A 24095-nucleotide genomic window follows, 5' to 3' on the forward strand; every position below is an offset into this window, starting at 1 on the left:
GACGGCGGGGTTCGCGAACGAGGCGTCGGACTTCCTGGAGGCGAACGGGGGTCGGATCATCCAGGTGGGGCAGGTGCAGCGGCCGACGTTGGCGGTGCTGGCGAAGTACTCGCCGCAGTACCCGTGCTTCACGCAGGCCCTCGTGGACTGGCGTCCGCGGATCGACGAGGCGTTCCGGGACTCGCAGTTCCACATCACGGTGGAGGTCGCGCCGCAGCGTCCGGGGTACACCCCAGGGGAGGAGCCGCGCTGGGGCGAGCACCGGCCGGCGAGCTGTGGGCTCCTGCCGCACCCGAGGACGTCCCAGGCCCGTCCCGTGCCGGGGAAGAAGTTCGACGACGGCACCGACAACGTGGGTGGTTACCCCTCCAACCCGTCGTTCTCCGCCCTGCCGTCGATGTTCGCCGGTCCGTCGGGGGCGGCGGTGGCCGATCCCGACGCAGGGCTGGCCGGCACCACCCAGGAGCAGGCCGTCGTGGGTGCCCTGCTGGACCCGGGGCGCGCGCCGTCCGCCATCACGACGTTGCTCGCAGGACCCATGCTGCGCGGGACGACCGTCTCGCAGTCACCCGGCCGCTGACCGGCTCGAACGGCTGCTGACCGGCTCACCCGGCCGACGGCACCAGGGCCGCCAGGCCGCCCCACACGCTCGAGACGACGATGTCCGTGGCGTCCTCGACCCCGACGTCGGGCCGGGTGGTCCGCCACACGGCCAGCCGCTCGCACGCACCGATGACCACCTCGGCATACCCCTCGAGCAGGGTCTCGGGGACGCCCGCGAGGGAGGGGGCGGCCCGGAAGGCCGCCACGGTCGCCGCGGACTGCTGCTCGCGGATGGACTCGATGAGCGGGCTCGCCTGGGAGGCGACGGCGCCCTCCTGCTGGATGAGCACGAACGCGGTCGCGTGGCCGTCGATGAAGGTGAAGAACGCGTGGATGCCGGCGCGGAAGACCTCCTCGAGCGAGGCCGTCGGGCCGACGGACTCCCACGCGGACTCGGTCGCCTCGCGCAGCTGGGTGCGGGCCCGGGTGATGCACGCCGACAGCAGCCCCTCCTTGGACCCGAAGTACTCGTAGATCAGGGGTTTGGTGACCCCGACCCGCTCGGCGATGTCCTCCATGGTCGTCGCGGAGTAGCCGTTCTCGGCGAACACGAGCTCGGCGACCGTGAGGATCTGCTCCTCGCGCTGGGCGCGCGGCATCCGGACCCGGGTGGGCCGTGCGGAGGTCCCGGTGCGAGAGGCGGGGGCTCGACGGGAGGAGGTGGACGTGGGCACGCCCCGAAGCCTACCGCTACCGCCGGTAACTTACTGATGGTAAGTTGCCTTCATGGCCACTCCCCACCACCGGGTCGTCATCGTCGGCACCGGATTCTCAGGGCTCGGTATGGCGGTCCGGCTCGCCCAGCGCGGCGAGGACTTCGCCGTCCTCGAGCGGGCGGACGACGTGGGCGGCACCTGGCGCGACAACCGCTACCCGGGCTGTGCCTGCGACGTGCCGTCCCGCCTGTACAGCTTCTCCTTCGACCAGAAGCCGGACTGGAGCCGCGACTACGCGACGGCCGACGAGATCTGGGGCTACCTGCGCGGGGTCGCCGACCGGTACGGCCTGCGCGACCGGATTACCTTCGGCGCCGACCTCGTGGCGGCCGAGTACGACACAGAGCGGGAGCACTGGGCGCTGACCGCGGCGGACGGGCGACGCTGGACCGCGGACGCCCTCGTCCTCGGGGTCGGTGCCCTGCACGAGCCTGCCCGTCCCGACATCCCCGGCCTGGACGACTTCGCCGGTGCGGTCATGCACACGGCGCAGTGGCCCGAGCGCGACGACCTGGACGGCCGACGCGTCGCGGTCGTCGGCACCGGTGCCAGCTCCGTGCAGCTCGTGCCCGAGCTCGCGCCACGGGCAGGGCACACCACGGTGTTCCAGCGCACCCCGGCGTGGACCCTCCCCAAGCGCGACCTGCCGTGGAGCGCCCGGCGCAAGACGGCCTTCCGTCGGCACCCGGGTCTGCAGCGGGCGGTGCGCTGGCTCACGTACTGGCGGATGGAGGCGCAGGCGCCGTTGTTCGTGCGGTTCCCCGTCATCGCCCGGGTGGCCGAGCGCATCGCGCGACGGGAGCTCGCGAAGTCGGTGCGCGACCCGCAGGTCCGGGCCGCCCTCACCCCCGACTACACGTTGGGCTGCAAGCGGATCCTGCTCTCCAGCACCTACTGGCCGGCCTTCGACCGCGACGACGTCACCCTCGTGACCGACCCCATCGAGCGGATCGAGCCGCAGGCGGTCGTCACCGCGGGCGGAGCCCGGCACGAGGTGGACGCGATCGTCCTCGGCACCGGGTTCTCGCTCACCGGCAGCTACGACCGCATGGGCATCCGTGGGCTCGGGGGTCGCACCCTCGACGAGGCGTGGTCGCAGGGCGCGCACAGCCACCTCGGCATCACCGTCGCCGGGTTCCCCGAGCTCTACCTCCTGCTCGGGCCCAACACCGGGCTCGGCCACAGCTCGGTCGTCATGATGACCGAGTTCGCGAGCCGCTACATCCTGCAGGGACTCGACCGTGCCCATCGCGGTGCGCGCGTGACGACCGAGGCCGCGCAGGACGCCTTCACCGAGGAGATGCGCCGCAGGTCGCGCCACACCGTCTGGGCGACCGGCTGCAAGAGCTGGTACCTCGACCGGTTCGGCCACAACACCGCGCTCTGGCCCGGCTCGACCATCGCCTACTGGTGGCGCACACGGACGATGGACGACTCCGTGTTCGAGCCGGTCAGAGCAGAAACCGCCCGACGTCCCACGAAGGAATCCCTTGATGCGTAAGCCGTTCCAGCCCAAGGTCAGCATCGTCACCGGAGGCGCCTCCGGCATCGGCAAGGCCATCGCCGCGGAGCTCGTCGGTCGGGGCAGCCACGTCGTGCTGGCCGACCTCGACCTCGCGGGAGCCGAGGCGACGGCCGCCGAGCTCGGTCCGTGGTGCTCCGCCGTCGCCCTGGACGTGGCCGACGCGGCCGCCGTCCGGCAGGTCGTGCAGGACGTCGTCGCCGAGCACGGCCGCCTCGACGTGATGGTCAACAACGCCGGCATCGGCCTGGGCGGCCTCCTCGAGGAGCTCGACCAGCGGCACTGGGACAAGGCCATCGACGTCAACCTGCGCGGCGTCATCAACGGCGTCACGGCGGCCTACGAGGTGATGCGCGTGCAGCGCAGCGGCCACATCCTCAACACCGCCTCACTGGCCGGCCTCATCCCGGCACCGTCGATGCTGCCGTACACGACGACCAAGCACGCCGTGGTCGGGCTCTCGACGGCCCTGCGTGCCGAGGCCGCGTCGCTGGGCATCCAGGTCAGCGTGCTCTGCCCCGGTTTCGTCGACACCCCGCTGCTCGACTCGATGTACGAGGCGCCGGCGAGCTTCGGCGGCAGCAGCGTCCGGTCGCGGGTCAGGATGCTCCAGCCGCGGTTCCTCACGGCCGAGCTCACGGCCAGGCGTGGCGTCGACGGGCTCGCGGCCAACAAGGCCGTCATCCCGGTCGGGGCCATGGCGCACGTGACGTGGCGCGGCCTGCGGTACGTCCCGGTCGTGACGCGGGCGGTCATCCAGCTGCAGGCCAGCGGCGCCCGGCGACTCGCGTCCCGGGGGCGCTGAGCCGCGGCATACTGGGCCCGCCCCCGTGGCCCAACTGGCAGAGGCAGGCGACTTAAAATCGCCACAGGTGCGGGTTCGACCCCCGTCGGGGGCACCAGTGCACCAACCCCGTGCGCCGCGTGGCCCAGAGGTCGCTCAGAGGTCGACGTCCACCCACAGCGCCGCGTGGTCCGATGCGGCGTCCTGCTCGCGGGTCAGGGTCGGGTACATCTCCCAGCGCCGTGAGGCGGTCCAGACGCCCTTGCGGAAGATGCCACCGGCCGTGATCGACGTGAAGACGGCCGGCGAGCACAGGATGTAGTCGATCTTGTTGGCCGTCCGACCGGTCGTGTACGTGCCGGGGTAGCCGCCGTCGTCGAACGAGGGGTGCGCCGAGACGTCCCTGAGGTCCGACGGAGCGCTCGACGTGCCGACGAGCAGGGGTGCCAGGGGAGCCGAGCCCGGGAAGTCGTTGAGGTCGCCGAGGACGACCACGTGCTCGTGTCCCTCGGCCCGTCGCTGCCGGTAGATCTCCGCCACGCGCTCGGCCTGCCGACGTCGGCGGGTGTCCGACTCCGATGCCTTGCCGTACCCCTTGGACTTGAAGTGGTTGACCAGGACGAGGAGCCGCCCACCGCCGGGCAGGCTGACGGAGTACTCCGGGCAGTCCCGCCCGAAGATCGGGCCTGCGAGGTCGGCGTCGTCGACGTGGCTGACGATGCCTTCGATCGGGTGGTCCCCGCGCGTCATGATGCCGACGTCGATGCCCCGGTCGTCGTTGCCGTCGATGAGCATGACGTGGCCGTAGATGCGGTCGCTGACGGGGCGCAGCAGGTCGACGTTGAAGCGTTGCAGGGCGATGCGGCTCTCCGCCTCGACCACGCCCAGCACGTCCGCGGCCAGGTCGTGCACCACCAGCGCGGTGTGGTGGGTCGCGAGCTCGGTGACGGCCTGGGTCCGCAGCTCCAGCCAGCCGACCCAGTCGCGGCGTCCCTCGGCGACCACCGTGAGTCCGCCGGCGCGAGGCCGGCTGAGCAGCCGTCCGCGGTTCTGCCGGAGAGTGACGTAGGTCCCCGAGTCGGACTTCTCGAGGCCGAGGTCGACGAGCAGCAGGGCGATGAGCGCCTTGTCGTCCGCGGTGTACGTCGGCCGCTGCAGCAGCCGGGTCAGGCGCGCGTACTTCTCCAGCAGGGTGCGGTGCGTCGACCAGTCGTCGCCGCCCAGGAGCCTGGCTCGATCGAAGAGGTTCTCCACGTTGAAGCTCGCGATCCGCACACCTCCAGCGTCCTCCGCGCCGGCCGCGCGGCGCCATACCCGGCAGGTGAAATCTCCGGCGCACCCACAGGTGGCGTTGCACGGGAACTCTGGGGTGGGTCCCACGCGTAGTCTGGGGTGAGCGGCCGACCGCAGGGCCGCACGACGCCCCTCAAGGAGCAACGCATGGCCAGCAACCCGGTGTTCGACCGGATCGAGAAGGAATCCCGTCAGGGCTACGCAGGCTTCGGCCGCGCGCCCCAGCAGCCGAGCGCCCCCGCGGGCGCGGGCCCGATGACGCCCCAGCAGCTGCAGGACCTCTACAACCAGCCGGCCGCCGGCCCGGCGCAGATGCGCCGCCTCACCATCGACGACGTCGTCATGAAGACCACCGGCCTGTTCGCGATCGTGGTCGTGGTGGGCGCCATCGCGTGGCAGCTCACCCCGCAGCTCGGCGTCGCCTTCATGTTCGGGGGGATCGCCGCGACCCTCGTGCTCGGCCTCGTCATCGCGTTCAAGAAGACGATCAGCGTGCCGCTGATCGTGGCGTATGCCGTGTTCGAGGGCCTGCTCGTCGGTTCAGTCTCCCGCTACTACGCCGCGCGTTTTCCCCTCGAGGTCGGCCAGACCTTCTTCCAGGGCATCGTGCCGCAGGCGGTCATCGCGACCCTGTCCGTCTTCGCCGGCATGCTGCTCGCCTACAAGACCGGCATCATCAAGGTCACCGAGAAGTTCCGCCGCATCGTCACCATGGCGGTCATCGGCTACGCGATCTTCGCGCTGATCAACCTCGTCTACGCCCTCGTCACCAACACCGCGTTCGGCATCGGCGGCTCCGGCCCGCTCGGCATCGGCATCTCGCTGTTCGCCATCGGCCTCGCCTCCGCCATGCTGGCCGTCGACTTCGACTCGATCGACCGCGCCATCGCGGCCGGTGCGCCGGAGAAGTACTCGTGGCTGCTCGCGCACGGCCTCATCGTGACGCTCGTGTGGCTGTACCTCGAGATCCTGCGGCTGCTCGGTCGCCTGCGCAACAACTAGCATTCGCCTGTGCCCCCGAGATCACCTGTCCCGCAGGAGGTCTCGACACAGCTCCAGCGCGTGGTCCGACGGTGGCATCAGCTGCCGTTGGACCACGCGCTTCGTTGTGTCCCGACGGTGCGGGCCCTGCTCGACGAGCTCGCGGGTGACGACGCCCCGCTGCTGCCCGACCTCGGACCCGGCGCCCTGATGGACCAGCTGACCGTCCTCGTCCACGATGCCTGCGCAGCAGGAGACCCCGGAGCCGACGACCTGTCGTCGCGGCTCCGGGGCCTCCTGGCGGACCTCAGCTGAGGCGCTCGTAGATGATGGCCATGCCCTGGCCGCCACCGACGCACATCGTCTCGAGGCCGAACTGGCCGTCACGCGCGGACAACCCGTTGAGCAGGGTCGTCGTAATGCGGGCGCCGGTGGACCCGAACGGGTGGCCGAGGGCGATGGCCCCACCGTGGACGTTGAGCTTGTCGAAGTCCATGCCCAGCTCGTCCGCCGAGGGCAGCACCTGCGCGGCGAACGCCTCGTTGATCTCGTAGAGGTCCATGTCCCCGATGGTCATGCCGGCCCGGGCCAGCGCCTGGCGCGAGGCCTCGACGGGGCCGAGGCCCATGATCTCGGGCGAGAGGCCGGAGACGCCGGTCGACACGACGCGGGCGAGGGGGGTGAGCCCCAGCTCGGCGGCCCTGGTGTCGCTCATGACGACCACCGCCGCGGCGCCGTCGTTGAGGGGGCAGCAGTTGCCGGCCGTGATGGTGCCCTGCTCGCGGAACACCGGGTTGAGTCCCTGCAGCGCCTCGAGCGTGACGCCGGCGCGGGGGCCGTCGTCCTTGCTGACGACGGTGCCGTCGGGCAGCGTGACCGGGGCGATCTCGCGCTCGAAGAACCCGTCGGCGATGGCCTTCTCCGCACGGTTCTGCGACGAGACGCCCCACTCGTCCTGGCGCTCCCGGCTGATGCCCTTGAGGGTCGCGACGTTCTCGGCGGTCTGGCCCATGGACAGGTAGACGTCGGGGACGAGGCCCTGCTCGCGGGGGTCGGTCCAGGTCTCGTTCGACTTCGCGATGGCTTCGCTGCGCTCCTGCGCGGGCTTGAACGCGGGGTTCTGGTCGTCGCCCGCCGAGCCGCCCGCGCCGGCCCAGTTGGTGTACTGCGAGACGCACTCGACGCCACCGGAGAGGAAGATGTCGCCCTCGCCGGCCTTGATCGCGTGGTAGGCCATGCGGGTCGTCTGCACCGAGGAGGCGCAGAAGCGGTTGATCGTCGAGCCCGGCAGGCCGTCGAACCCGGCGAGCACGGAGATGACGCGCGCCATGTTGGAGCCGTGGCGGCCGGACGGCTCGGCGCAGCCCCAGTAGAGGTCCTCGACCAGGGTCGGGTCGAGCTCGGGGATCTTGGCCAGCGCGGCACGGATGACCTGCACCGACAGGTCGTCGGGGCGGATCTCCTTGAGCGAGCCCTTGAACGCCCGGCCGATCGGCGTGCGGGCGGTGGAGACGATGACGGCTTCGGTCACGGGGGTTCCTCCTCGTCGAGGGCGACCGCCGGGTGAGCGGTCGCTTAGTCAGCCTCGATGGTATGCCGTGGGGCCTGGTCCGGGCGCGGGTCACCCGGTGTGGCCTTGCTCTCGCCGGGCGCGTCAGGGGACGGCGCGTCGCCCGACGGCGGCACGTCGCCGGTCCCGGTCGGGGTGCCGTCGGGGGAGGGGCTGTCGTCCTGGCGGTCGGGGACGGGGTCGTGCGGGCGTCGCAGCAGCTTGGCCCAGCGACCACGCGGGCCCCGGGCCTGGCCGGCGATCTGGGTGGCGCTCACCTCCGTGCCGGGGTCGCGCACGGCATATGTGGCCGCGACGGCGACGGGGCCGACGCCCTCGCCGCGCCGGGAGTCGGGCAGCCGGTCGTCGTCGCCCTCCCCGGACCACACGCCGAGCGCGGCGTACACGCTGGGCAGGAGGGCGGCCGCGGCGCGGGCGTACCCGGCCGGGGACGGGTGGAAGCGGTCGGCGCTGAACATCTCCTTGGGGCGCTCGTAGAACTCCGGCCCCAGCAGGTCGCCGAGGGACACGGTCCGCCCGCCGGCCTCGACCACCGCGACGGTCTGGGCGGCGGCGAGGTCGCGCGACCAGCGGCGGCCGATGAGGCGCAGCGGCTGGGGGATCGGCTCGATGGTGCCGAGGTCCGGGCAGGTGCCGACGACGACCTCGGTACCGAGCGTGCGCAGCGAGCGCACCACCGTCTCGAGGTGGCGCACCGCGATGGCCTTGTCGATCCGGTGGGTGACGTCGTTGGCGCCGATCATGATGACGGCGACGTGGGGTCGGGGGACCCGGTCGAGCGCGTTGGCGAGCTGCAGCTCCAGCCCCGACGACTCGGAGCCGACGACGGCAGTGTTGGTGAGGCGTACCGGGCGGCCGGTGAGGGCCGAGACGCCGTTGGCGATGATCGCCCCGACGGTCTGGTGGGGGGTGTCGGCGCCCATCCCCGCCGCGGAGGAGTCGCCGAGCACGATGAGCTCGACCGGCTCGCCGAACCCCGCGCCATACGTGCCGTTGTCGTCGGGTGCGCCGTCGAAGGGCTGGCCGACGAGCCGTCGGGCGATCCGGGCCTCGACCTTGAGGACGCCGTAGCCGAGCGCGCCGAGGGCGCCGATCCCTGCTGCGAGCCCGCCACCGCCGTATGCCGCGGTGGCGGCGATCCTGCGTGCCCTGCGTGCCCGACCCATCACTGCCCTCCTCGCTCCGTCGACCTCACCGACTGTCCCTCACCAACGTCGTGCCTGACCTCAGGGTGCCCCACGAGGCGTGGTCCGGCCTCCCTCAACCGTCTGAGAGGATGAGGCGGTGAAGTACGCAGAGCACATCGCCGACCTCGTCGGGAACACGCCCCTGGTCAAGCTCAACTCGGTCACCGAGGGCATCTCGGCCACCATTCTCGCGAAGGTCGAGTACCTCAACCCCGGCGGGTCCGTGAAGGACCGCATCGCGCTGAAGATGATCGAGGCCGCGGAGGCGTCCGGCGAGCTCAAGCCCGGCGGCACCATCGTCGAGCCGACCTCGGGCAACACCGGTGTCGGGCTGGCCCTCGTCGCGCAGCGCAAGGGCTACAAGTGCGTGTTCGTGTGCCCCGACAAGGTGAGCCAGGACAAGCGCGACGTGCTCAAGGCGTATGGCGCCGAGGTCGTGGTGTGCCCGACGGCCGTGGCCCCCGACCACCCCGACTCCTACTACGAGACCTCCGACCGCCTCGTCCGCGAGATCGAGGGTGCGTGGAAGCCGAACCAGTACGCCAACCAGAACGGTCCCGCCTCGCACTACGAGTCGACCGGGCCCGAGATCTGGAACGACACCGACGGCCGCATCACGCACTTCGTGGCCGGCGTGGGCACGGGCGGCACCATCACCGGCACCGGCCGCTACCTGCGTGAGGCCTCGGCCGACCGCGATGGCGGGCGCGTGCGGGTCATCGGCGCCGACCCGGAGGGTTCGGTCTACTCCGGCGGCACCGGCCGCCCCTACCTGGTCGAGGGTGTCGGCGAGGACTTCTGGCCGACCGCGTACGACCCGTCGGTGGTCGACGACGTGATCGCCGTGAGCGACGCTGACTCGTTCGAGATGACCCGCCGCCTCGCCAAGGAGGAGGGCCTGCTCGTCGGTGGCTCCTGCGGCATGGCGGTCGTCGCGGCCCTGCGTGCGGCCAAGGACCTCCCGGCCGATGCGGTCATGGTGGTGCTGCTGCCCGACAGCGGTCGTGGCTACATGTCGAAGATCTTCAACGACGACTGGATGAACTCCTACGGGTTCATGCGCAGCGCGGGGCAGGCCACCGTCGGCGAGGTGCTGCACCAGAAGGCCGGCGACCTGCCCGCCCTCGTGCACACCCACCCGACCGAGACCGTCCGCGACGCCATCGAGATCCTGCACGAGTACTCGGTGTCGCAGATGCCCGTCGTCGGTGCCGAGCCCCCCGTCATGGCGGGGGAGGTCGCTGGTTCGGTGAGCGAGCGCGCCCTGCTCGAGGCGCTGTTCAACGGTTCGGCCCACCTGACCGACCCGGTCGAGAAGCACATGGAGCCCTCGCTGCCGCTCGTCGGCGCGGGCGAGCCGGTGTCGGTCGCCCGGCACGAGCTCGAGAAGTCGGACGCGATCATGGTGGTCGAGGACGGCAAGCCGGTCGGGGTGCTGACCCGCGCCGACCTGCTCATCTCCCTCGTCGGCTGACCGTCCGGCCCCAGGGCCTCGGACCTCAGCGCAGGCGGCGCGCCATGTCGGCGCGCGGCGGTGGCGCGAGCTCGGGGTGCAGGATCCCGGCCAGCGCCTCGACGCCGTCGACGAGGCGAGGCCCGGGGCGGGCGAAGCTCGCGTTCGCATCCACCGCCCAGACGGGTGCGTCGCTCGGCAGCTCGCCGGAGGCGATCGCGGCGTGGGCGAGCTCGGTCGCCCCCTCGAGGTCGTAGCCGCAGGGCGCGCAGACGACGACCTCGGGGGCGCTGGCACGCACGGCCTCCCACGTGACCCGCACGGACTTCTCCCCGGCGTCGCCGAGCGCGTTGGTGCCCCCGGCGACGGTCACCATCTCGGGCACCCAGTGCCCCGGGGCGAAGGCCGGGTCGGTCCACTCCAGGACCAGCGCGCGCGGCCGTGGCGCACCGGAGACGGACTCCTGCACGGTGGCCAGCCGCGCCCGGAGACCACGCACGAGCTCGGTTGCGGCATCGGGCCGGCCACTGGCCCGGCCCAGCGTGAGCACCGAGGCGAGCACCTCGTCGAGGCTGTGCGGGTCGATGGTGAGGACCTCGGCACGGCAGCCGAGGTAGGCGAGGGCGTCGTCCACGACCGACACGTCCACGGCGCACACCGCGCACAGGTCCTGGGTGACGACGAGGTCGGCGTCGAGGGACGACAGGGCACCAGAGTCGAGGTGGTAGAGGTCCTCCCCGGCGGCCATCGCCCGGCTCACGAAGGCGTCGATCTCGTGTGGTGGCAACCCCTCCGGGATCGCGGTGGTCGACACGATGGTGCGCTCGCGCGCCTCGGCAGGGGTGTCGCACTCGAAGGTCACCCCGACCACCTGGGGTCCCGCGCCGACCGCGAACAGGATCTCGGTCGTCGACGGCAGGAGGGACACGATGCGCATGCTCAGACCCTACGGGCAGCGGTGCCGTCGGGCGTGCGTCGCCGCCACGGGCCGGGTTAGGGTCGAAACGTGGATCGGTGGGAGTCGCCGGTGGAGAAGGCGATCCGGGAGGCGCAGGAGCGCGGGGAGTTCGACAACCTGCCCGGCGCCGGGAAGCCGCTGCGCAGCCTCGGCAACCCGGAGGTGGAGGACCCTGACTGGTGGGTCAAGGGCCTGGTCGAGCGCGAGAACCTCGACCTGTCGGGGGCGATGTCGCCGTCGATGGCGCTGCGCAAGGAGGCCGCTGGGTTCCCGGAGTCGCTGCTGGACCTGCGCACCGAGGAGAGCGTGCGCGCCGTCCTCGCCGACTACAACCACCGTGTCCGCGAGGACCGCCTGCGTCCGGGTGTCGGGCCGCGGTCACCCGTCTGGGCACGGATCGTCGACGTGGACGAGCTCGTGGAGCGCTGGCGGGTCCTGCGCGAGGAACGTCGTCAGCAGGCGGTGCGTGCTGCCCAGGAGGCCGCGGCCGTCACAGCAGGCGATGCATCACGTGCAGGCCGACGCGGCCGTGGCTCCTGGATTCGAAGGCTGCTGGGACTGTCGTGAGGACCTCGAACCCGAGGTCCTTCCACAGGGCGACGGCAGCGGTGTTGCTCTCCACGACGGCGTTGAACTGCACTGCGGCGTAGCCCTGCTCTCCCGCCCAGCGCAGCATCTCCTCGCCGAGCGCCCGACCCACGCCGTGGCCCCTTGCAGCCGCGCCGACCATGAAGCTCGCCGTCGCCACGTGGGCCCCGCGCCCGGGGCGGTTCGGTCCCATCTTGGCGCTGCCGAGCACCGTGCCGGCGTCGTCGACGGCCACGACGGTACGGCCCGGTGGCCGCTCGAACCACAGTCCGCGGATCTCGTCGTCGGTGAGGCCCTCGGGGTAGGCGTAGGTCTCGCCGTCGTCGACCACCTGGCGGAAGATCGGGGCGAAGGCGGCGAGGTCGTCAGGTCGGGCGTCGCGGATCAGCACCGCAGCAGCCTAGGCCGATGCGGCCGCAGCGCTCCCCGGCATGTGTCGGCACTACGGCACTGATCGCGCAGCGCGATCAGTGCCGTAGTGGTGGCGGGGTGGAGCGCAGGGTGCCCTGGGCCCGGGGGCTCCGGGGCGCCTCAGCTGCCGGAGGAGTCGTTGACCCGCAGCACGCTCTCCTGCGAGGGCAGCTGGTCCTGCTTGACCAGGCCGACGGGGCAGGTCATCCCGTTGGGGCCGTGGTTGCAGTAGCCACCGGGGTTCTTGTCGAGGTACTGCTGGTGGTAGTCCTCGGCGTACCAGAACGGGCCGGCGTCCTGCGCCGACCGCAGCTCGGTCGTGATGGTCTTGTAGCCGTGGTCCGTGAGCACCTTCTGGAACGCGTCGCGCGTCGCCTCCGCGGCCCGCTGCTGGTCCGGGGTGGTCCAGTAGATGGCAGAGCGGTAGGCGGTGCCGATGTCGTTGCCCTGCCGGTTGCCCTGGGTCGGGTCGTGGTTCTCCCAGAACTCCTTGAGCAGCAGCTCGGGGGTGGTCTGCTCCGGGTCGTAGGCCACGAGGACCGCCTCGGTGTGGCCCGTCTGGCCGGTGCAGCTCTCTTCGTACGTGGGGTTGGGAGTGAACCCGCCCATGTAGCCGGCGGCCGTCGTCACGACGCCGGGCTGGCGCCAGAAGATGCGCTCGGCACCCCAGAAGCAGCCCATGCCGATGTAGAGCACCTCGGTGCCGTCCGGCCACGGGCCCTCGAGCGGGGTCTTGAGGACGGTATGGGTTCCGTCGAGGTGGAACGGGCGCGTGGAGCGGCCCGTGAGGGCGCTCTCCGCGGTGGGCAGCGTGGTCTTGGCTCGCGATCCGAATATCACGCTCCGTTCAACGCGGACCTGCACGCGGCTGTTCCATCCCGCTCGCACCGTGGTGGCGGACGGGGACAGGGAGGCGGCAGGCTGGGGGGATGACCTCCACCGACGTCCGGGTGCTGCGCGTCGACGCCGAGGACCCCGCCCAGGACGGTGTGTTCCGTGCCTGGGCCGTTGTCTACGAGGACGCGAGCCGGGACGCCCTCGGTGAGGCCCACTCGAGCTGGGGCCTCGAGGAGCGGCGTGAGCTGCTGCGCAGCACCGAGCGTCGGCGGCTCGCGTGGGCTGCCATCGTCGGGAACACCGTCGTCGGTGCCGCCACGCTGGCCATGCCGCTGCACGACAACCTCGACACCGCCGACGTCGACCTCGCCGTCTCACCGGGCCACCGTCGCGCCGGGATCGGTTCGCGGCTGCTCGCCACCGCCGAGGCCGAGGCCGTGCGGGCGGGGCGCTCGGTCATCACCGCCGAGACGCAGTGGGGCATGGGACGCGAGGACGACGGGGGAGCCTTCGCCGCGAGCCACGGGTATGCCGCCGCGCAGACGGTGCGGCGCAACACCCTGCCCCTGCCCGCTGACCGTGACCGGTTGCAGGCCGTCCTCGCCGGGGACGGGGCGGACGGGTACCGGATGCGGACCTGCTGGGACGGCATACCGCAGGAGTGGCTGGAGGGGCGTGCGGAGCTGAGCCGGCGGATGAGCACCGACGTCCCCCTCGGTGACCTGCGGCTCGAGGAAGAGGTGTGGGACGCCGACCGCGTGCGGTCGACGTACGCGCAGATCGCCGCGATGGGACGCCGGGTGGTGGACACGTTCGCCGTGCATCGTTCCACCGGTGAGCTGGTCGGCTACACCCAGGTGCAGGTCGACCGGAACGGTCTGGCCTACCAGCAGGACACCCTCGTCGTCCGTGGGCACCGCGGCCACGGTCTCGGCCTGCGCCTCAAGGCGGCCTGCACGCTCGCCGTGATGGACGAGCTCCCCGGCGTGAGCGGGATCCGCACCTGGAACGCCGACGACAACCTCCCGATGCTCGCGGTGAACCGCGAGGTCGGGTACGTGCAGGACGCCTGGCTGAGGGAGTGGCAGAAGGTGCTGTGAGGCCGACGGAGGACACGGGGGAGACTGGACGCATGACCGCCGAGACCCCCTCCGCCCCGGCCGTGGTGACGGCGATCCACCTCGCCCCGGGCACCCGCCTGCCGACCAAGCCCGTCCAGCAGGTCGAGGCCGAGGCGGGCAGGGGGCTGGTCGGGGACCGCTACCACGGCACGCGCCACCGGCACGTCACCGTGCAGGCGCAGCCCGACCTCGATGCGGCCGCTGCCGACCTCGGGGCGCCGGTGCCGGCGGGCTCGACGCGGCGGAACGTCACCATCTCCGTCGGCCCGGTCCCCACGAGGCCGGGCACCCGGGTGCGGGTCGGTGACACCCTCCTGGAGGTGGTGCGCCTCGCCGCGCCCTGCCGCCTCATGGACGACCACATCGGCCCCGGCGCGATGCGGGCGCTGCACGCCCGGGGAGGGGCGGTCTTCCGCATCCTCGAGTCGGGCACCATCCGGCTGGGGGACGCGGTGGAGGTCCTCGACACCGACGGCTGAGCGCGGCGACCGAGCCGTTAGCCTTGCCGCCATGAGCGAGCAGCAGCACGGCAAGGACGCGGGCGGTTTCTCCACCCGCGCGATCCATGCGGGCCAGGAGCCGGACGCCGGCACCGGTGCGGTGATCACCCCCATCTACCAGGTGTCGACCTACAAGCAGGACGGCATCGGCGGCTTCCGCGGCGGCTACGAGTACAGCCGCTCGGCGAACCCCACCCGCACCGCGCTCGAGGAGTGCTTCGCCGCCCTCGAGGGTGGCGAGCGCGGCTTCGCGTTCGCCTCGGGGCTGGCCGGTCAGGACACCGTCCTGCGTGCCCTGCTCACCCCCGGGGACCACGTCGTCGTCCCCAGCGACGCGTACGGCGGCACGTACCGCCTGTTCAACAAGGTCCTCGTCCCGTGGGGCGTCGAGCACACGATCGCGCCCATGGGTGACGTCGAGGCGGTCCGGGCCGCGATCCGACCCGGGCAGACGAAGATCGTCTGGGTCGAGACCCCCACGAACCCGCTGCTCGGCATCGCCGACATCGCCGCGCTCGCGGACGTCGCGCACGAGGCCGGGGCGCTGCTGGTCGTCGACAACACCTTCGCCTCGCCCTACCTCCAGCAGCCGCTGTCACTGGGTGCCGACATCGTCACGCACTCGACCACCAAGTACTGCGGCGGGCACTCCGACGTCGTCGGTGGTGCGGTCGTCGTCGGCCGCGGGATCACGGTCGCCGGGTACGAGGACACTGTGGATCGCGTTGCGTTCCACCAGAACTCGCTGGGTGCGGTGGCCGGCCCGTTCGACGCGTGGCTCGTGCTCCGCGGTCTGAAGACGTTGGCCCTGCGCATGGAGCGCCACAGCGACAACGCCGAGCGCGTCGTCGAGTTCCTGCTCGGCCACCCCGCCGTGAGCGCCGTGCACTACCCCGGTCTCGAGAGCCACCCGGGCCACGAGGTCGCGGCCCGCCAGATGAAGCGGTTCGGCGGGATGATCTCGTTCCAGGTGCGCGGTGGCGAGGACGTCGCGGTCAAGGTCTGCGGCGAGACGCAGGTCTGGACGTTGGGCGAGTCCCTCGGAGGCGTCGAGTCCCTCATCGAGCACCCGGCCCGGATGACCCACAGCTCGGTGCGCGGCACCGAGCTCGAGGTGCCGGCCGACCTCATCCGCCTGTCCACCGGCATCGAGGACGTCGAGGACCTCATCGAGGACCTCAAGCAGGCCCTCGACCGCCTCGGCTGAGCGACCGGCGACCGTGGCGCGGCTCCTCTGCGTCGACTTCGGCTCGACGTTCACCAAGGCCGCGCTCGTCGACTCCTCCGGCGAGGTCGTCGCCACCGCTGCCACGCCGACGACCATCGGCACCGACGTCCTCGACGGCTACCGCCTGCTGCGTCACGAGCTCGCCGTCCACGGCGAGGTCGACGAGGTCCTCGCCTGCTCGAGCGCCGGGGGAGGCCTGCGCCTCGCGGTCGTGGGGTACGAGCGCGAGGTGACCGCGCAGGCTGGGTACCGGGTCGGCCTCAGCGCGGGGGCGCGAGTGGCGCACCTCGCCGCCGGGCCCCTGTCCGGCCCCGACCTCGCCGAGCTGCGGGCGTCGCGTCCCGACCTGGTCCTGCTCGTCGGGGGCACCGACGGTGGCAACGCAGAGGTGTTGGTGCACAACGCCTCCCGTATGGCGCGTGCCCGCCTGGGAGCGCCCGTGGTCGTGGCGGGCAACCGGGACGCGCAAGGTGAGGTCGCCGAGGTCCTGTCGTCGACCGGACGCCGCTTCACCCTCGCCGACAACGTGCTCCCCTCCATCGGCGTCATCGCCCCCGAGTCGGCGCGTGCCGCCATCCGGGCGGCCTTCCTCGAGCACGTGATCGGGGGCAAGGGCCTGTCGCGCGGACCGGAGTTCGCCCAGATGGTGCAGGCGCCCACTCCCGACGCCGTCCTCGACGGGGTGGAGGTGCTCGCGGAACAGCTCGACGGCGACGTGATGGTCGTCGACGTCGGTGGCGCCACGACGGACGTCTACTCCGCGCTGCGCCCGCAGGGCGAGGACGCGGGACTGGCCAAGGACGTCGTGGCACCCCTGTGGCAGTCGCGCACGGTCGAGGCCGACCTCGGCATGCGCTGGAACGCCGTGGGCATCGTCGAGGCGGCCACGCGAGAGCACCTGCCGCTCGGCGACGGCCTCGAGGCGTATGCCGCGATGGTCGCGGCCGACCCGTCGCACCTTCCGGTCGACGACACCGAGCGTGCGCTCGACCTGGCCCTGGCCCGGGCGGCCGCCGTGGTCGCCGTGCGTCGGCACGCGCGGCCCTCGGGCCCGGGTGCCAGCCCACGGCCGCTGGCCGACGTGGGCGTCGTCGTCGGGTCGGGCGGTGTCCTGCGCCATGCCGACGACGAGGGTCGGGCCGAGGTCCTGGGGGCCGTCACGGCCGACCATGCCGGGGGCTGGAAGGTTCCGCGGGAGGCGGCGGTGGTGACGGACGCGGCATACCTGTTGTTCGCCGTGGGACTGCTGCGCGGTGACCACCCGGAGGCCGCGAAGGCGCTCGCGCGCACCGTCGTCACGCCGACCTGACCGACCTGCCACGGGCCCCGTCCCGCGTGGAGAGCGGATCGGGGCGACCGGCGCAGGGGGAGCCGATCGCCCCGATCCTGTCGGGGGACGTCACACCACGTCGAAGAGCTCGGTGTGGACGCGACGTGAGGCGACGCCGAGGTCGTCGAGGATGCGGACCGTCGCGGCCACCATGGGCGCCGGCCCGCAGATGAAGAAGTCGACCCTGCCGGGCACGCGCTGCTGCGGGATGGCTGCGTGCAGCACCGCCTCGGTGAGCCACCCGACCTCGCCGCGCCAGTCCTGCGGTGGCTCCTCGAGGATCTCGACGACGTGCAGGTCCAGCCGCGCGTCGAGGTGCTCGTGGTCGGCCCGGTGCAGCAGGTCGTCCGCCGTCCGCCCGGCCACGATGAGCACGGCCCTGCGCCGGTCGCCGCGATCGGCGAGCGTCCGGAGCATGCTGAGCATCGGGGTGACCCCGACGCCGCCGGCGATGAAGACGAAGGCCGAGGAGCGCAGGCCGTCGAGGGTGAAGGAGCCGTGCGGTCCGTCGAGGTAGACGCGACGGCCGGGACGCAGGCCGGCGAGGATCTCGGTGAAGTCGCCGAGCGGCTTGATCGCGAACTCCTTGCGCCACGGCTCGGTGGCCGCGGAGGCGATGGTGAAGGGGTGCTCCTCGAACACGAACGGGGAGGCGCCGATCTTGAGCCAGGCGAACTGGCCCGGCCGGAAGGGCACCCCCGTGTGGCCCGACGCGTGCAGGACGACCGAGGTCGCCCCGGGTCCGTCGACGACCTGGTCCACGACGTAAGCGTTCCGCCTGGCCCGCATCGGTCGCCAGACCCACCGGTAGACGATGACGGCGAGCATCAGCGTGCCCAGCCCCTCGAACCAGATCCGCCCGAGGTCGTGGCGGGTGAGGTCCTGCAGCCACACGACGTGAAGGGTCGTGGCGAGCACGACCGTGTTGGCGAGCAGGACGTGCACGAGGCGCCACCCCTCGTAGCGCGGGCTGCGCGAGCGGCGGCTGATCGCCAGCCCCACCATGGCGAGCAGCGCGATCGTGGCCACGCTCGCCGCCCACACCCGGGGCGGGGCGGTGCGGAGGTCGAACACGCCCAGGCCCTCGTCGGAGTGCGCGAGGACGAACACCACGTGCGCGGCGACGAGGGCGACGGCGACCAACGCCAGGGCCCGGTGCTGCCGCAGCAGCCGCTCCACACCCAGGTGCGAGGTGAGCGCGCGCAGCCGCGAGGGCAGGACGAACGCCGCAGCCAGCAGGGAGGTCGCGGCCAGCGCGGTCGCGAGCGACAGCACCCGCCAGGACCCCTGCTCCTCCGCCCGCTGGACGGTCAGCAGGATCCACCACGGGACGGCCAGCGCAGCGGCGATGACGAGCAGCCAGAGCGTGGGGGCAAGCCGGCGTCGAGTGGCGCCACCCCTCCAGGTACCCGGACGTCGGCCACCCCGGATCGAGAAGGCCACGAGGGCTCCTTGGTCGTGGGGGGGAGACGACGACTGGACTGTAGGACCGGCCGGCGCCGAGCGTCCTCAAGAGGACCCTAAGCAGACCTCAAGCCACCGCCCCCAGTCGCCGCACCGGACCGCGCCGCCGCGGCCGGGGAGACCCGGCCATGGCCGTCCGGGGACGGCCCCGGCGGGCGATAGCCTGCGCCCATGGCATCACCGTTGCTGTCCGTCACCCTCGACGACGTCCGCGCTGCGCAGGACCTGCTCAGCGGAGTCGTCCGCCCCACGCCCCTCGAGTACAGCCGGGCGCTGTCCGAGCGGGTCGGCTCCGAGGTCTTCCTCAAGTGCGAGAACCTCCAACGTGCCGGGTCCTTCAAGATCCGGGGTGCCTACACCCGGATGGCGCGGCTCAGCGACGAGGAGAAGGCCCGCGGTGTCGTGGCCGCCAGCGCCGGGAACCACGCCCAGGGCGTGGCCCTGGCCGGCCAGCTGCTCGGCATCGACGTCAAGGTCTACATGCCGCACGGCGCCCCCATGCCGAAGCTCATCGCGACGCGCGCCTACGGGGCGACCATCGAGCAGGTGGGGACGACCATCGACGAGTGCCTCCTCAAGGCCCGTGAGTGGGAGGCCGAGACCGGTGCGGTCCTCATCCACCCGTTCGACCACCACGACATCGTCGCAGGGCAGGGCACGGCGGGGCTGGAGATCCTCGACCAGTGCCCCGACGTGAAGACGATCGTCGTCAGCACCGGGGGCGGGGGACTGCTCGCCGGGATCTCGGTGGCGGTGAAGGCAGCCCGCCCCGACGTGCGGATCATCGGGGTCCAGGCGGAGCAGGCCGCGGCCTACCCGTTGTCGTTGGCCGCGGGGAAGCCGGTGGCGTTCGAGAACATGCAGACGATGGCCGACGGCATCGCCGTCGGCATGCCCGGGGACGTGCCCTACGCGCTGGTGCGCGAGCTCGTCGACGGCATGGAGACGGTGACCGAGGAGGAGCTGTCGCGGGCCCTGCTGTTCGTGCTCGAGCGCGCCAAGCTCGTCGTCGAGCCCGCCGGAGCGGCTGCGGTCGCCCACCTGCTGTCGCGTGCGGGCCAGCACGTCGACGGCCCGGTGGTGGCGGTCCTGTCAGGCGGCAACATCGACCCGATCCTGCTGCTGCGGATCATCCGGCACGGCATGGCCGCGGCCGGCCGCTACCTCCAGTTCCGGGTGCGGGTCTCCGACCGGCCCGGTCACCTCGCGAGGCTGCTCGCCGACTGCGCCGCGGTCGACGCGAACGTCCTCGAGGTCGAGCACATCCGGACCGGCACCACCATCACGGTCGACGAGGTCGAGATCGGCCTGCAGCTCGAGACCCGCGGCCAGCAGCACTGCGAAGAGGTGCTGCGCACGTTGCGGGGCAAGGGCTACCAGCTGAAGTTCGGCTGACGCGTCGGCCGGGGACCCGGCCGACCCGGACGACGAAGGGCCGCACCCACCGGGTGCGGCCCTTCGCTGTGTGCAGCTCGGGATCAGGGCACGTGGGGCTTGGCGGCCTTGATGGTGACCTCGATCTTCTTGCCGTTGGGCGCCTGGTAGGTCGCCTTCTCGCCGATCTGCTTGCCGTTGATGGCGGCGCCGAGCGGCGACTTCTCGCTGTAGACCTCGAGGTCGGTGCCCTCGGCGATCTCGCGCGAGCCGAGCAGGAAGGTGATGTCGTCGCCGAACATCTCCACGGTCACGACCATGCCGGGCTCGACGACGCCGTCGTCGGCGGGCTTGGTGCCCACGGTCGCGTTGTCGAGCAGCTGGGTCAGCTGGCGGATGCGGGCCTCCATCTTGCCCTGCTCCTCCTTCGCCGCGTGGTAGCCGCCGTTCTCCTTGAGGTCGCCCTCGTCGCGGGCCGCCTCGATCTTCTTGGCGATCTCCGTACGGCCTTCGCCGGAGAGCTGGTCCAGCTCGGCCTTCAGACGGTCGAAGGCCTCCTGGGTCAGGTAGCTCGCGGTGGGGGTCGCGGTCTCGCTCACGGTGTACTCCTTGATCGGGTCCCCGACGTGACGCGGTCGCGTCGTCAGGGAGGGGTGATACGCAGAAAGGTCCGGGCCGCACACGTTCACGTGGTCAGGCCCAGACCGCTTCGGTGAAAGGACAAGGGTACCCCGCGCGCGGCAAGCCGGTCCATTCACGACGGCGGTCGCAGGCCCGTCGTGGACACCGTGAGACGGCGATCCCGCAGGTCAGCGGCCCTGGCCCACGGGGTCGCAGCGGTCGACGACCCCGGTGACGGCCATCGAGGCGGTGCGGACGACGGCCACGCGGTGGACCGAGCGCTCCGACGACGCGGGGACGTCGACGTCGAGGACCCCGACCACGCCGAACGTCGTGTCGAGAGCCTTGAGGCGGCAGGTGACGGCCTGGCCGTCCGGACGGTGCACGTCGAACTCCACCCGCACGCTGCGGTTGTCGAGCACCTTGTAGCCCGTGTCCGTGTAGGTCACCCGGCCCAGGCTGCTCGCCAAGCCCCACCACGTGGCGAGGGCGACCCCGATGGTGCAGCCGACGATGCCGACCACCCACCAGCGTCCGGTGCCGGGGGCTGGGCGGGGGAGCGGCATGGTGGGCCTTCCACGGGTGAGAGGATGTCCGACGGACGCGGAGTCGACCGACCCGCGGTCCCATTGTCTTCGATGGACGAGTGAGGTTGTGCAGGTGGCTGACCGGTTGCGGCTCATGGCGGTGCACGCGCACCCCGACGACGAGTCGAGCAAGGGTGCGGCGACGATGGCGAAGTACGTGGCGCAGGGCGCCGACGTCCTCGTCGTCTCGTGCACGGGTGGCGAGCGCGGCGACGTGCTCAACCCCAACCTCAAGGACGACGCCCACATCCTGCGCGACCTCGCCCAGGTCCGGCGCGACGAGATGAAGCGGGCGCAGGAGATCCTCGGGGTCCAGCACACGTGGCTCGGGTTCGTCGACTCCGGGCTGCCCGAGGGAGACCCGCTGCCGCCGCTGCCGGACGGCTGCTTCGCCCTCGAGCCCCTCGAGGTCACCACCGAGGCGCTCGTGCGCGAGATCCGCCGGTTCCGCCCGCACGTCGTCACGACGTACGACGAGAACGGTGGCTACCCCCACCCGGACCACATCATGACTCACACCGTCTCCATGGCGGCCTTCCTCGCCGCCGGCGACCCCACGGCATACCCGCACGCGGGCGAGCCGTGGCAGCCGCTGAAGCTCTACTACAACCAGGGCTTCTCCAAGGCGCGCATCATCGCCTTCCACGAGGCCCTCACCGCCCTGGGCGAGGAGAGCCCGTATGCCGAGTGGCTCGAGCGCTGGGAGGACCGGCCCGAGCGGGTGGTCACCACGCGGATCCACTGCTCCGACCACTTCGACCAGCGCGACCAGGCCCTGCTCGCCCACGCGACGCAGATCGACCCGGACGGCGCCTGGTTCAAGGTGCCGCGCGACGTGCAGGCGAAGGTGTGGCCGACGGAGGAGTACGAGGCAGCCCTGTCGTACCTGCCGATCGCCGAGGGTGAGGACGACCTGTTCGCCGGCATTCCCGACGCCGCCGCCGGTGACGCGCTCGCGACCCAGTCCGGCCTCGAGTTCGTGTACGACGGACGCAAGGAGTCGACGCTGTGAACGGCGCCCCGTCCTCGCTGGTGTCACCCGGTCTCTGGGGCTTCTTCGCGTTCTTCCTGCTGGGGTTGGCGCTCTACCTGCTCATGCGCAACATGAACGCCCGGATGCGCCGGATGTCCTACCGCTCCGAGGAGCTGGCCCGCGAGGCCGAGCAGGAGCGCGCCGCAGACCGGGAGCGCAAGGGCAAGGGCTCGACCCCGACCCAGGGCGGCCAGGGGGCCGAGGGTGACGCCGGTCGTGCGAACGGCCCGGCGTCCGGGGAGTCCCCGTCCGCCGAGCCGCAGCAGTAGTCGAGCGCCCGGCCGTCAGGCCGAGGCGTGCATGCCGTAGACGGTCATCGACGCGGCGATGTAGTGGACCGCGAAGGCGGCCACCGTCAGCGCGTGGAAGATCTCGTGGAACCCGAACCAGCGCGGTGAGGGGTTCGGCCGCTTGATGCCGTAGACGAGCGCGCCCGCCGTGTAGAGCAGGCCGCCGACGGCGATGAGGGTCACGATCGCCGGGCCGCCGAAGTGCAGCAACGGGCCGAGGTAGAACACGGCCACCCAGCCCAGGGCGACGTACACCGGTGTGTAGAGCCAGCGCGGGGCGCCGACCCAGAACACCCGGAACAGCACGCCTGCGACGGCGCCGATCCACACGATGAGCAACATCGTCTTCGCCTGCGCCGGAGGCAGGATCAGGGCGAAGGGCGTGTAGGTGCCCGCGATGATGAGGAAGATGTTGGAGTGGTCCATCCGCTTCAGCACACCGGCCACGCGGGGTGACCAGTTGCCGCGGTGGTAGACGGCAGAAGTGCCGAAGAGCAGCCACGCGGAGATCGAGAAGACCACGGCGGCGACCCGGCCGGAGGTCGTCGGCGCCAGGGCGATGAGCACGATCCCGGCGGCGACCGCCAGGGGGACCATGCCGGCGTGCAGCCAGCCGCGCAGGTGCGGCTTGACCGCAGCGACGACCGACTCGACAGGTCCCTGCTCGGAGCGGGGGGCGGGTGCCGTTGTCATGCACCCCATCGTAACCTACGGTCGCGTAGGTTACTAAGTCGTAGGTTGTGGCGTCGGCCTCACCAGGAGGCTTTGCGTGCTTTGTCCGACGAAGCCGTGCTCGTCGAAGACCTCGGCCCGGGCGAGCCCCGCGGCGCCCCCGGCGATGGTGGTCGCGGCACGCATCCCGATCCACGGACCCGACGCCTCGCGGACGACGTGGGCGGTCAGCTCGGTGTTCATGAACTGCCACCGGGTGATGTCCAGCGCGGCGCTCACGCCGGAGCCCGAGTCCACGCAGACGAGCATCCGCTGCAGCGCTGACAGCTCCTCGCCGGGCAGCAGCCCCATCCTCGGGCGCATCCACACCGTCGCCGGCCCGGCCTCGCCGAGCGCCCCCTCGACCCAGCGCCACTCGACGGCGTCGAGGTAGCCCCGGTGCCAGCCCGGCGGCACCGGGTGCTCGTGGCCCGCGGCGGGCCCGGGAGGCGTCGCCGGCAGGCCCACCCGGGGCCCGTCCTCGGACCTCGGGACCAGCCACAGGGCGGCGCGGGCGACGTCCCGGTCGCCGGCCAGGTCGGTGAGGCGCACCTCGACGAGCTCCACCGAGCGGCCGGGTCGCACCACCTCGGCGCTGGCCCGCAGGCGCCCGACCGGCACCGGGCCGAGCAGGTCGCAGGTCACGCGGGACACGACCCGCTCCTCGCCGCCCAGCCGCCCGGCCTCGCGGGCCATCAGCGCCATCGGCGGTCCACCGTGCTGGGCGTCCGGCGACCACGGCCCCGCCGTGTGGCGGCTGGAGGTCACCGTGCTGCTCCCCGGGCCGCTGTCGTCCAGGGAGTAGAAGGAGTCGGCGGAGCGGTCGTCGGACGGCGGGGACATGGCAGGCATCCTGCCCCACCCGCCCCCGGGGACAGGGGTAGCGTGGTGCGGTGCACGGACGTCCGTCCTGCGAGCCTGCGAAGGAGTGAC

The 24095-nt window shown here is 72.1% G+C and carries 26 protein-coding genes and 1 tRNA gene; 15 read left to right on the plus strand and 12 right to left on the minus strand.

The features are described 5' to 3' along the window. The coding region (locus tag ASD62_RS14690) for an MCE family protein (protein ID WP_200956894.1) at positions 1–580 on the plus strand (580 nt) is incomplete at its 5' end. A gap of 25 nt (positions 581–605) precedes the next feature. On the opposite strand, the gene ASD62_RS14695 is transcribed toward ASD62_RS14690, so the two are convergent. Beyond that, positions 606–1277 carry a TetR/AcrR family transcriptional regulator gene (locus ASD62_RS14695; RefSeq protein WP_235529107.1) on the minus strand — a complete coding sequence of 224 codons (672 nt, stop codon included), beginning with the start codon at positions 1275–1277 and terminating at the stop codon, positions 606–608. Between the two features lie 52 nt (positions 1278–1329). Here ASD62_RS14695 and ASD62_RS14700 point away from each other — a divergent pair, with 52 nt between their 5' ends. From ASD62_RS14700 to ASD62_RS14710, 3 genes are all read left to right on the plus strand, one after another. Further along, positions 1330–2820, plus strand: a complete 1491-nt coding sequence (locus ASD62_RS14700; RefSeq protein ID WP_056916591.1) for an NAD(P)/FAD-dependent oxidoreductase — start codon at positions 1330–1332, stop codon at positions 2818–2820. Next, positions 2813–3646 (plus strand): SDR family oxidoreductase, encoded by an 834-nt coding sequence (locus ASD62_RS14705; RefSeq protein ID WP_056916592.1) that lies wholly within the window; start codon positions 2813–2815, stop codon positions 3644–3646. The genes ASD62_RS14700 and ASD62_RS14705 overlap by 8 nt, the downstream gene beginning before the upstream one ends. Before the next feature lie 19 nt (positions 3647–3665). Continuing rightward, positions 3666–3743 (plus strand) — tRNA-Leu (locus ASD62_RS14710). A 38-nt stretch (positions 3744–3781) separates the two neighbouring features. Here the strand turns inward: ASD62_RS14710 and ASD62_RS14715 are convergent. Continuing rightward, positions 3782–4900 carry an endonuclease/exonuclease/phosphatase family protein gene (locus ASD62_RS14715; RefSeq protein ID WP_056916593.1) on the minus strand — a complete coding sequence of 373 codons (1119 nt, stop codon included), beginning with the start codon at positions 4898–4900 and terminating at the stop codon, positions 3782–3784. Between the two features lie 165 nt (positions 4901–5065). On the opposite strand from ASD62_RS14715, the gene ASD62_RS14720 reads away from it, so the two are divergent. After that, positions 5066–5920, plus strand: a complete 855-nt coding sequence (locus tag ASD62_RS14720; protein WP_056916594.1) for a Bax inhibitor-1/YccA family protein — start codon at positions 5066–5068, stop codon at positions 5918–5920. A gap of 117 nt (positions 5921–6037) precedes the next feature. Then, entirely contained in the window at positions 6038–6214 is a 177-nt protein-coding gene (locus ASD62_RS20810) for a hypothetical protein (RefSeq protein WP_235530720.1), read from the plus strand. Here the strand turns inward: ASD62_RS20810 and ASD62_RS14725 are convergent. Together ASD62_RS14725 and ASD62_RS14730 are read right to left on the minus strand one after the other, a co-directional pair. Next, positions 6207–7430, minus strand: coding sequence for an acetyl-CoA C-acetyltransferase (locus ASD62_RS14725; protein ID WP_056916595.1), 1224 nt, complete (start codon positions 7428–7430; stop codon positions 6207–6209). The two genes, ASD62_RS20810 and ASD62_RS14725, sit on opposite strands and share 8 nt — an antisense overlap. A 44-nt stretch (positions 7431–7474) precedes the next feature. After that, positions 7475–8635: an SGNH/GDSL hydrolase family protein gene (locus tag ASD62_RS14730; RefSeq protein WP_082580846.1), complete on the minus strand. Its 1161-nt coding sequence runs from the start codon at positions 8633–8635 to the stop codon at positions 7475–7477. Between the two features lie 118 nt (positions 8636–8753). Here ASD62_RS14730 and ASD62_RS14735 point away from each other — a divergent pair, with 118 nt between their 5' ends. Further along, a complete protein-coding gene (locus tag ASD62_RS14735) occupies positions 8754–10130 on the plus strand; it encodes a cystathionine beta-synthase (protein WP_056916596.1) in 1377 nt (458 codons plus the stop codon). A gap of 25 nt (positions 10131–10155) precedes the next feature. Here ASD62_RS14735 and ASD62_RS14740 read toward each other — a convergent pair whose 3' ends face one another. Then, the gene (locus ASD62_RS14740) at positions 10156–11046 is read right to left on the minus strand and encodes a cobalamin-binding protein (RefSeq protein ID WP_056916597.1); all 891 of its coding nucleotides are present in this window, start codon (positions 11044–11046) and stop codon (positions 10156–10158) included. Between the two features lie 69 nt (positions 11047–11115). Here ASD62_RS14740 and ASD62_RS14745 point away from each other — a divergent pair, with 69 nt between their 5' ends. Continuing rightward, a complete protein-coding gene (locus ASD62_RS14745) occupies positions 11116–11634 on the plus strand; it encodes a DUF1992 domain-containing protein (RefSeq protein ID WP_056916598.1) in 519 nt (172 codons plus the stop codon). Here the strand turns inward: ASD62_RS14745 and ASD62_RS14750 are convergent. Together ASD62_RS14750 and msrA are read right to left on the minus strand one after the other, a co-directional pair. Then, the gene (locus tag ASD62_RS14750) at positions 11558–12046 is read right to left on the minus strand and encodes a GNAT family N-acetyltransferase (protein WP_056916599.1); all 489 of its coding nucleotides are present in this window, start codon (positions 12044–12046) and stop codon (positions 11558–11560) included. The two genes, ASD62_RS14745 and ASD62_RS14750, sit on opposite strands and share 77 nt — an antisense overlap. A gap of 140 nt (positions 12047–12186) precedes the next feature. Then, positions 12187–12903: a peptide-methionine (S)-S-oxide reductase MsrA gene (msrA, locus tag ASD62_RS14755; RefSeq protein ID WP_369818823.1), complete on the minus strand. Its 717-nt coding sequence runs from the start codon at positions 12901–12903 to the stop codon at positions 12187–12189. Positions 12904–12995: 92 nt separating this feature from the next. On the opposite strand from msrA, the gene ASD62_RS14760 reads away from it, so the two are divergent. From ASD62_RS14760 to ASD62_RS14775, 4 genes are read left to right on the plus strand one after another with little or no spacing between them, the layout of a single operon-like run. Then, entirely contained in the window at positions 12996–14003 is a 1008-nt protein-coding gene (locus tag ASD62_RS14760) for a GNAT family N-acetyltransferase (RefSeq protein WP_056916601.1), read from the plus strand. 32 nt (positions 14004–14035) lie between these two features. Beyond that, complete coding sequence (locus tag ASD62_RS14765; protein WP_056916602.1) at positions 14036–14503, plus strand: MOSC domain-containing protein; 468 nt, start codon at positions 14036–14038, stop codon at positions 14501–14503. 31 nt (positions 14504–14534) lie between these two features. After that, positions 14535–15731, plus strand: a complete 1197-nt coding sequence (locus ASD62_RS14770) for a cystathionine gamma-synthase (protein WP_056916603.1) — start codon at positions 14535–14537, stop codon at positions 15729–15731. A gap of 13 nt (positions 15732–15744) precedes the next feature. After that, complete coding sequence (locus ASD62_RS14775) at positions 15745–17061, plus strand: glutamate mutase L (RefSeq protein ID WP_056916604.1); 1317 nt, start codon at positions 15745–15747, stop codon at positions 17059–17061. 90 nt (positions 17062–17151) lie between these two features. On the opposite strand, the gene ASD62_RS14780 is transcribed toward ASD62_RS14775, so the two are convergent. Next, positions 17152–18525 carry a ferric reductase-like transmembrane domain-containing protein gene (locus ASD62_RS14780; RefSeq protein ID WP_056916605.1) on the minus strand — a complete coding sequence of 458 codons (1374 nt, stop codon included), beginning with the start codon at positions 18523–18525 and terminating at the stop codon, positions 17152–17154. 192 nt (positions 18526–18717) lie between these two features. Between ASD62_RS14780 and ilvA the strand changes: the two genes are divergently transcribed. Further along, the gene (ilvA, locus tag ASD62_RS14785) at positions 18718–19941 is read left to right on the plus strand and encodes a threonine ammonia-lyase (RefSeq protein ID WP_056916606.1); all 1224 of its coding nucleotides are present in this window, start codon (positions 18718–18720) and stop codon (positions 19939–19941) included. Positions 19942–20024: 83 nt separating this feature from the next. Here ilvA and greA read toward each other — a convergent pair whose 3' ends face one another. Then, a complete protein-coding gene (greA, locus tag ASD62_RS14790; protein WP_056916607.1) occupies positions 20025–20519 on the minus strand; it encodes a transcription elongation factor GreA in 495 nt (164 codons plus the stop codon). Between the two features lie 210 nt (positions 20520–20729). Beyond that, complete coding sequence (locus ASD62_RS14795) at positions 20730–21107, minus strand: DUF4307 domain-containing protein (RefSeq protein WP_056916608.1); 378 nt, start codon at positions 21105–21107, stop codon at positions 20730–20732. Positions 21108–21201: 94 nt separating this feature from the next. On the opposite strand from ASD62_RS14795, the gene mca reads away from it, so the two are divergent. After that, positions 21202–22140 carry a mycothiol conjugate amidase Mca gene (gene mca / locus ASD62_RS14800; protein ID WP_056917421.1) on the plus strand — a complete coding sequence of 313 codons (939 nt, stop codon included), beginning with the start codon at positions 21202–21204 and terminating at the stop codon, positions 22138–22140. After that, positions 22137–22430, plus strand: a complete 294-nt coding sequence (locus ASD62_RS14805) for a hypothetical protein (protein ID WP_056916609.1) — start codon at positions 22137–22139, stop codon at positions 22428–22430. The genes mca and ASD62_RS14805 overlap by 4 nt, the downstream gene beginning before the upstream one ends. A 15-nt stretch (positions 22431–22445) precedes the next feature. Here ASD62_RS14805 and ASD62_RS14810 read toward each other — a convergent pair whose 3' ends face one another. Beyond that, entirely contained in the window at positions 22446–23144 is a 699-nt protein-coding gene (locus tag ASD62_RS14810; RefSeq protein WP_056916610.1) for a hemolysin III family protein, read from the minus strand. Positions 23145–23177: 33 nt separating this feature from the next. Beyond that, on the minus strand, positions 23178–24005 hold the full coding sequence (locus ASD62_RS14815; protein WP_082580847.1) for a thioesterase family protein: 828 nt from the start codon (positions 24003–24005) through the stop codon (positions 23178–23180). Between the last annotated feature and the right edge of the window lie 90 nt (positions 24006–24095).

This window comes from Phycicoccus sp. Root563, from assembly GCF_001427915.1.
In the GTDB taxonomy this organism is placed as follows: domain Bacteria; phylum Actinomycetota; class Actinomycetes; order Actinomycetales; family Dermatophilaceae; genus Pedococcus.

What these genes read in the sequence shown, in the direction of transcription:
- ASD62_RS14700 (WP_056916591.1), top strand. Translation starts at nt 1,330, where the DNA reads ATGGCCACTCCCCACCACCGGGTCGTCATCGTCGGCACCGGATTCTCA.
- ASD62_RS14705 (WP_056916592.1), top strand. Translation starts at nt 2,813, where the DNA reads ATGCGTAAGCCGTTCCAGCCCAAGGTCAGCATCGTCACCGGAGGCGCC.
- ASD62_RS14720 (WP_056916594.1), top strand. Translation starts at nt 5,066, where the DNA reads ATGGCCAGCAACCCGGTGTTCGACCGGATCGAGAAGGAATCCCGTCAG.
- ASD62_RS14730 (WP_082580846.1), bottom strand. Translation starts at nt 8,635, where the DNA reads ATGGGTCGGGCACGCAGGGCACGCAGGATCGCCGCCACCGCGGCATAC.
- ASD62_RS14740 (WP_056916597.1), bottom strand. Translation starts at nt 11,046, where the DNA reads ATGCGCATCGTGTCCCTCCTGCCGTCGACGACCGAGATCCTGTTCGCG.
- ASD62_RS14760 (WP_056916601.1), top strand. Translation starts at nt 12,996, where the DNA reads ATGACCTCCACCGACGTCCGGGTGCTGCGCGTCGACGCCGAGGACCCC.
- ASD62_RS14765 (WP_056916602.1), top strand. Translation starts at nt 14,036, where the DNA reads ATGACCGCCGAGACCCCCTCCGCCCCGGCCGTGGTGACGGCGATCCAC.
- ASD62_RS14770 (WP_056916603.1), top strand. Translation starts at nt 14,535, where the DNA reads ATGAGCGAGCAGCAGCACGGCAAGGACGCGGGCGGTTTCTCCACCCGC.
- ilvA (WP_056916606.1), top strand. Translation starts at nt 18,718, where the DNA reads ATGGCATCACCGTTGCTGTCCGTCACCCTCGACGACGTCCGCGCTGCG.
- ASD62_RS14795 (WP_056916608.1), bottom strand. Translation starts at nt 21,107, where the DNA reads ATGCCGCTCCCCCGCCCAGCCCCCGGCACCGGACGCTGGTGGGTGGTC.
- ASD62_RS14810 (WP_056916610.1), bottom strand. Translation starts at nt 23,144, where the DNA reads ATGACAACGGCACCCGCCCCCCGCTCCGAGCAGGGACCTGTCGAGTCG.
- ASD62_RS14815 (WP_082580847.1), bottom strand. Translation starts at nt 24,005, where the DNA reads ATGTCCCCGCCGTCCGACGACCGCTCCGCCGACTCCTTCTACTCCCTG.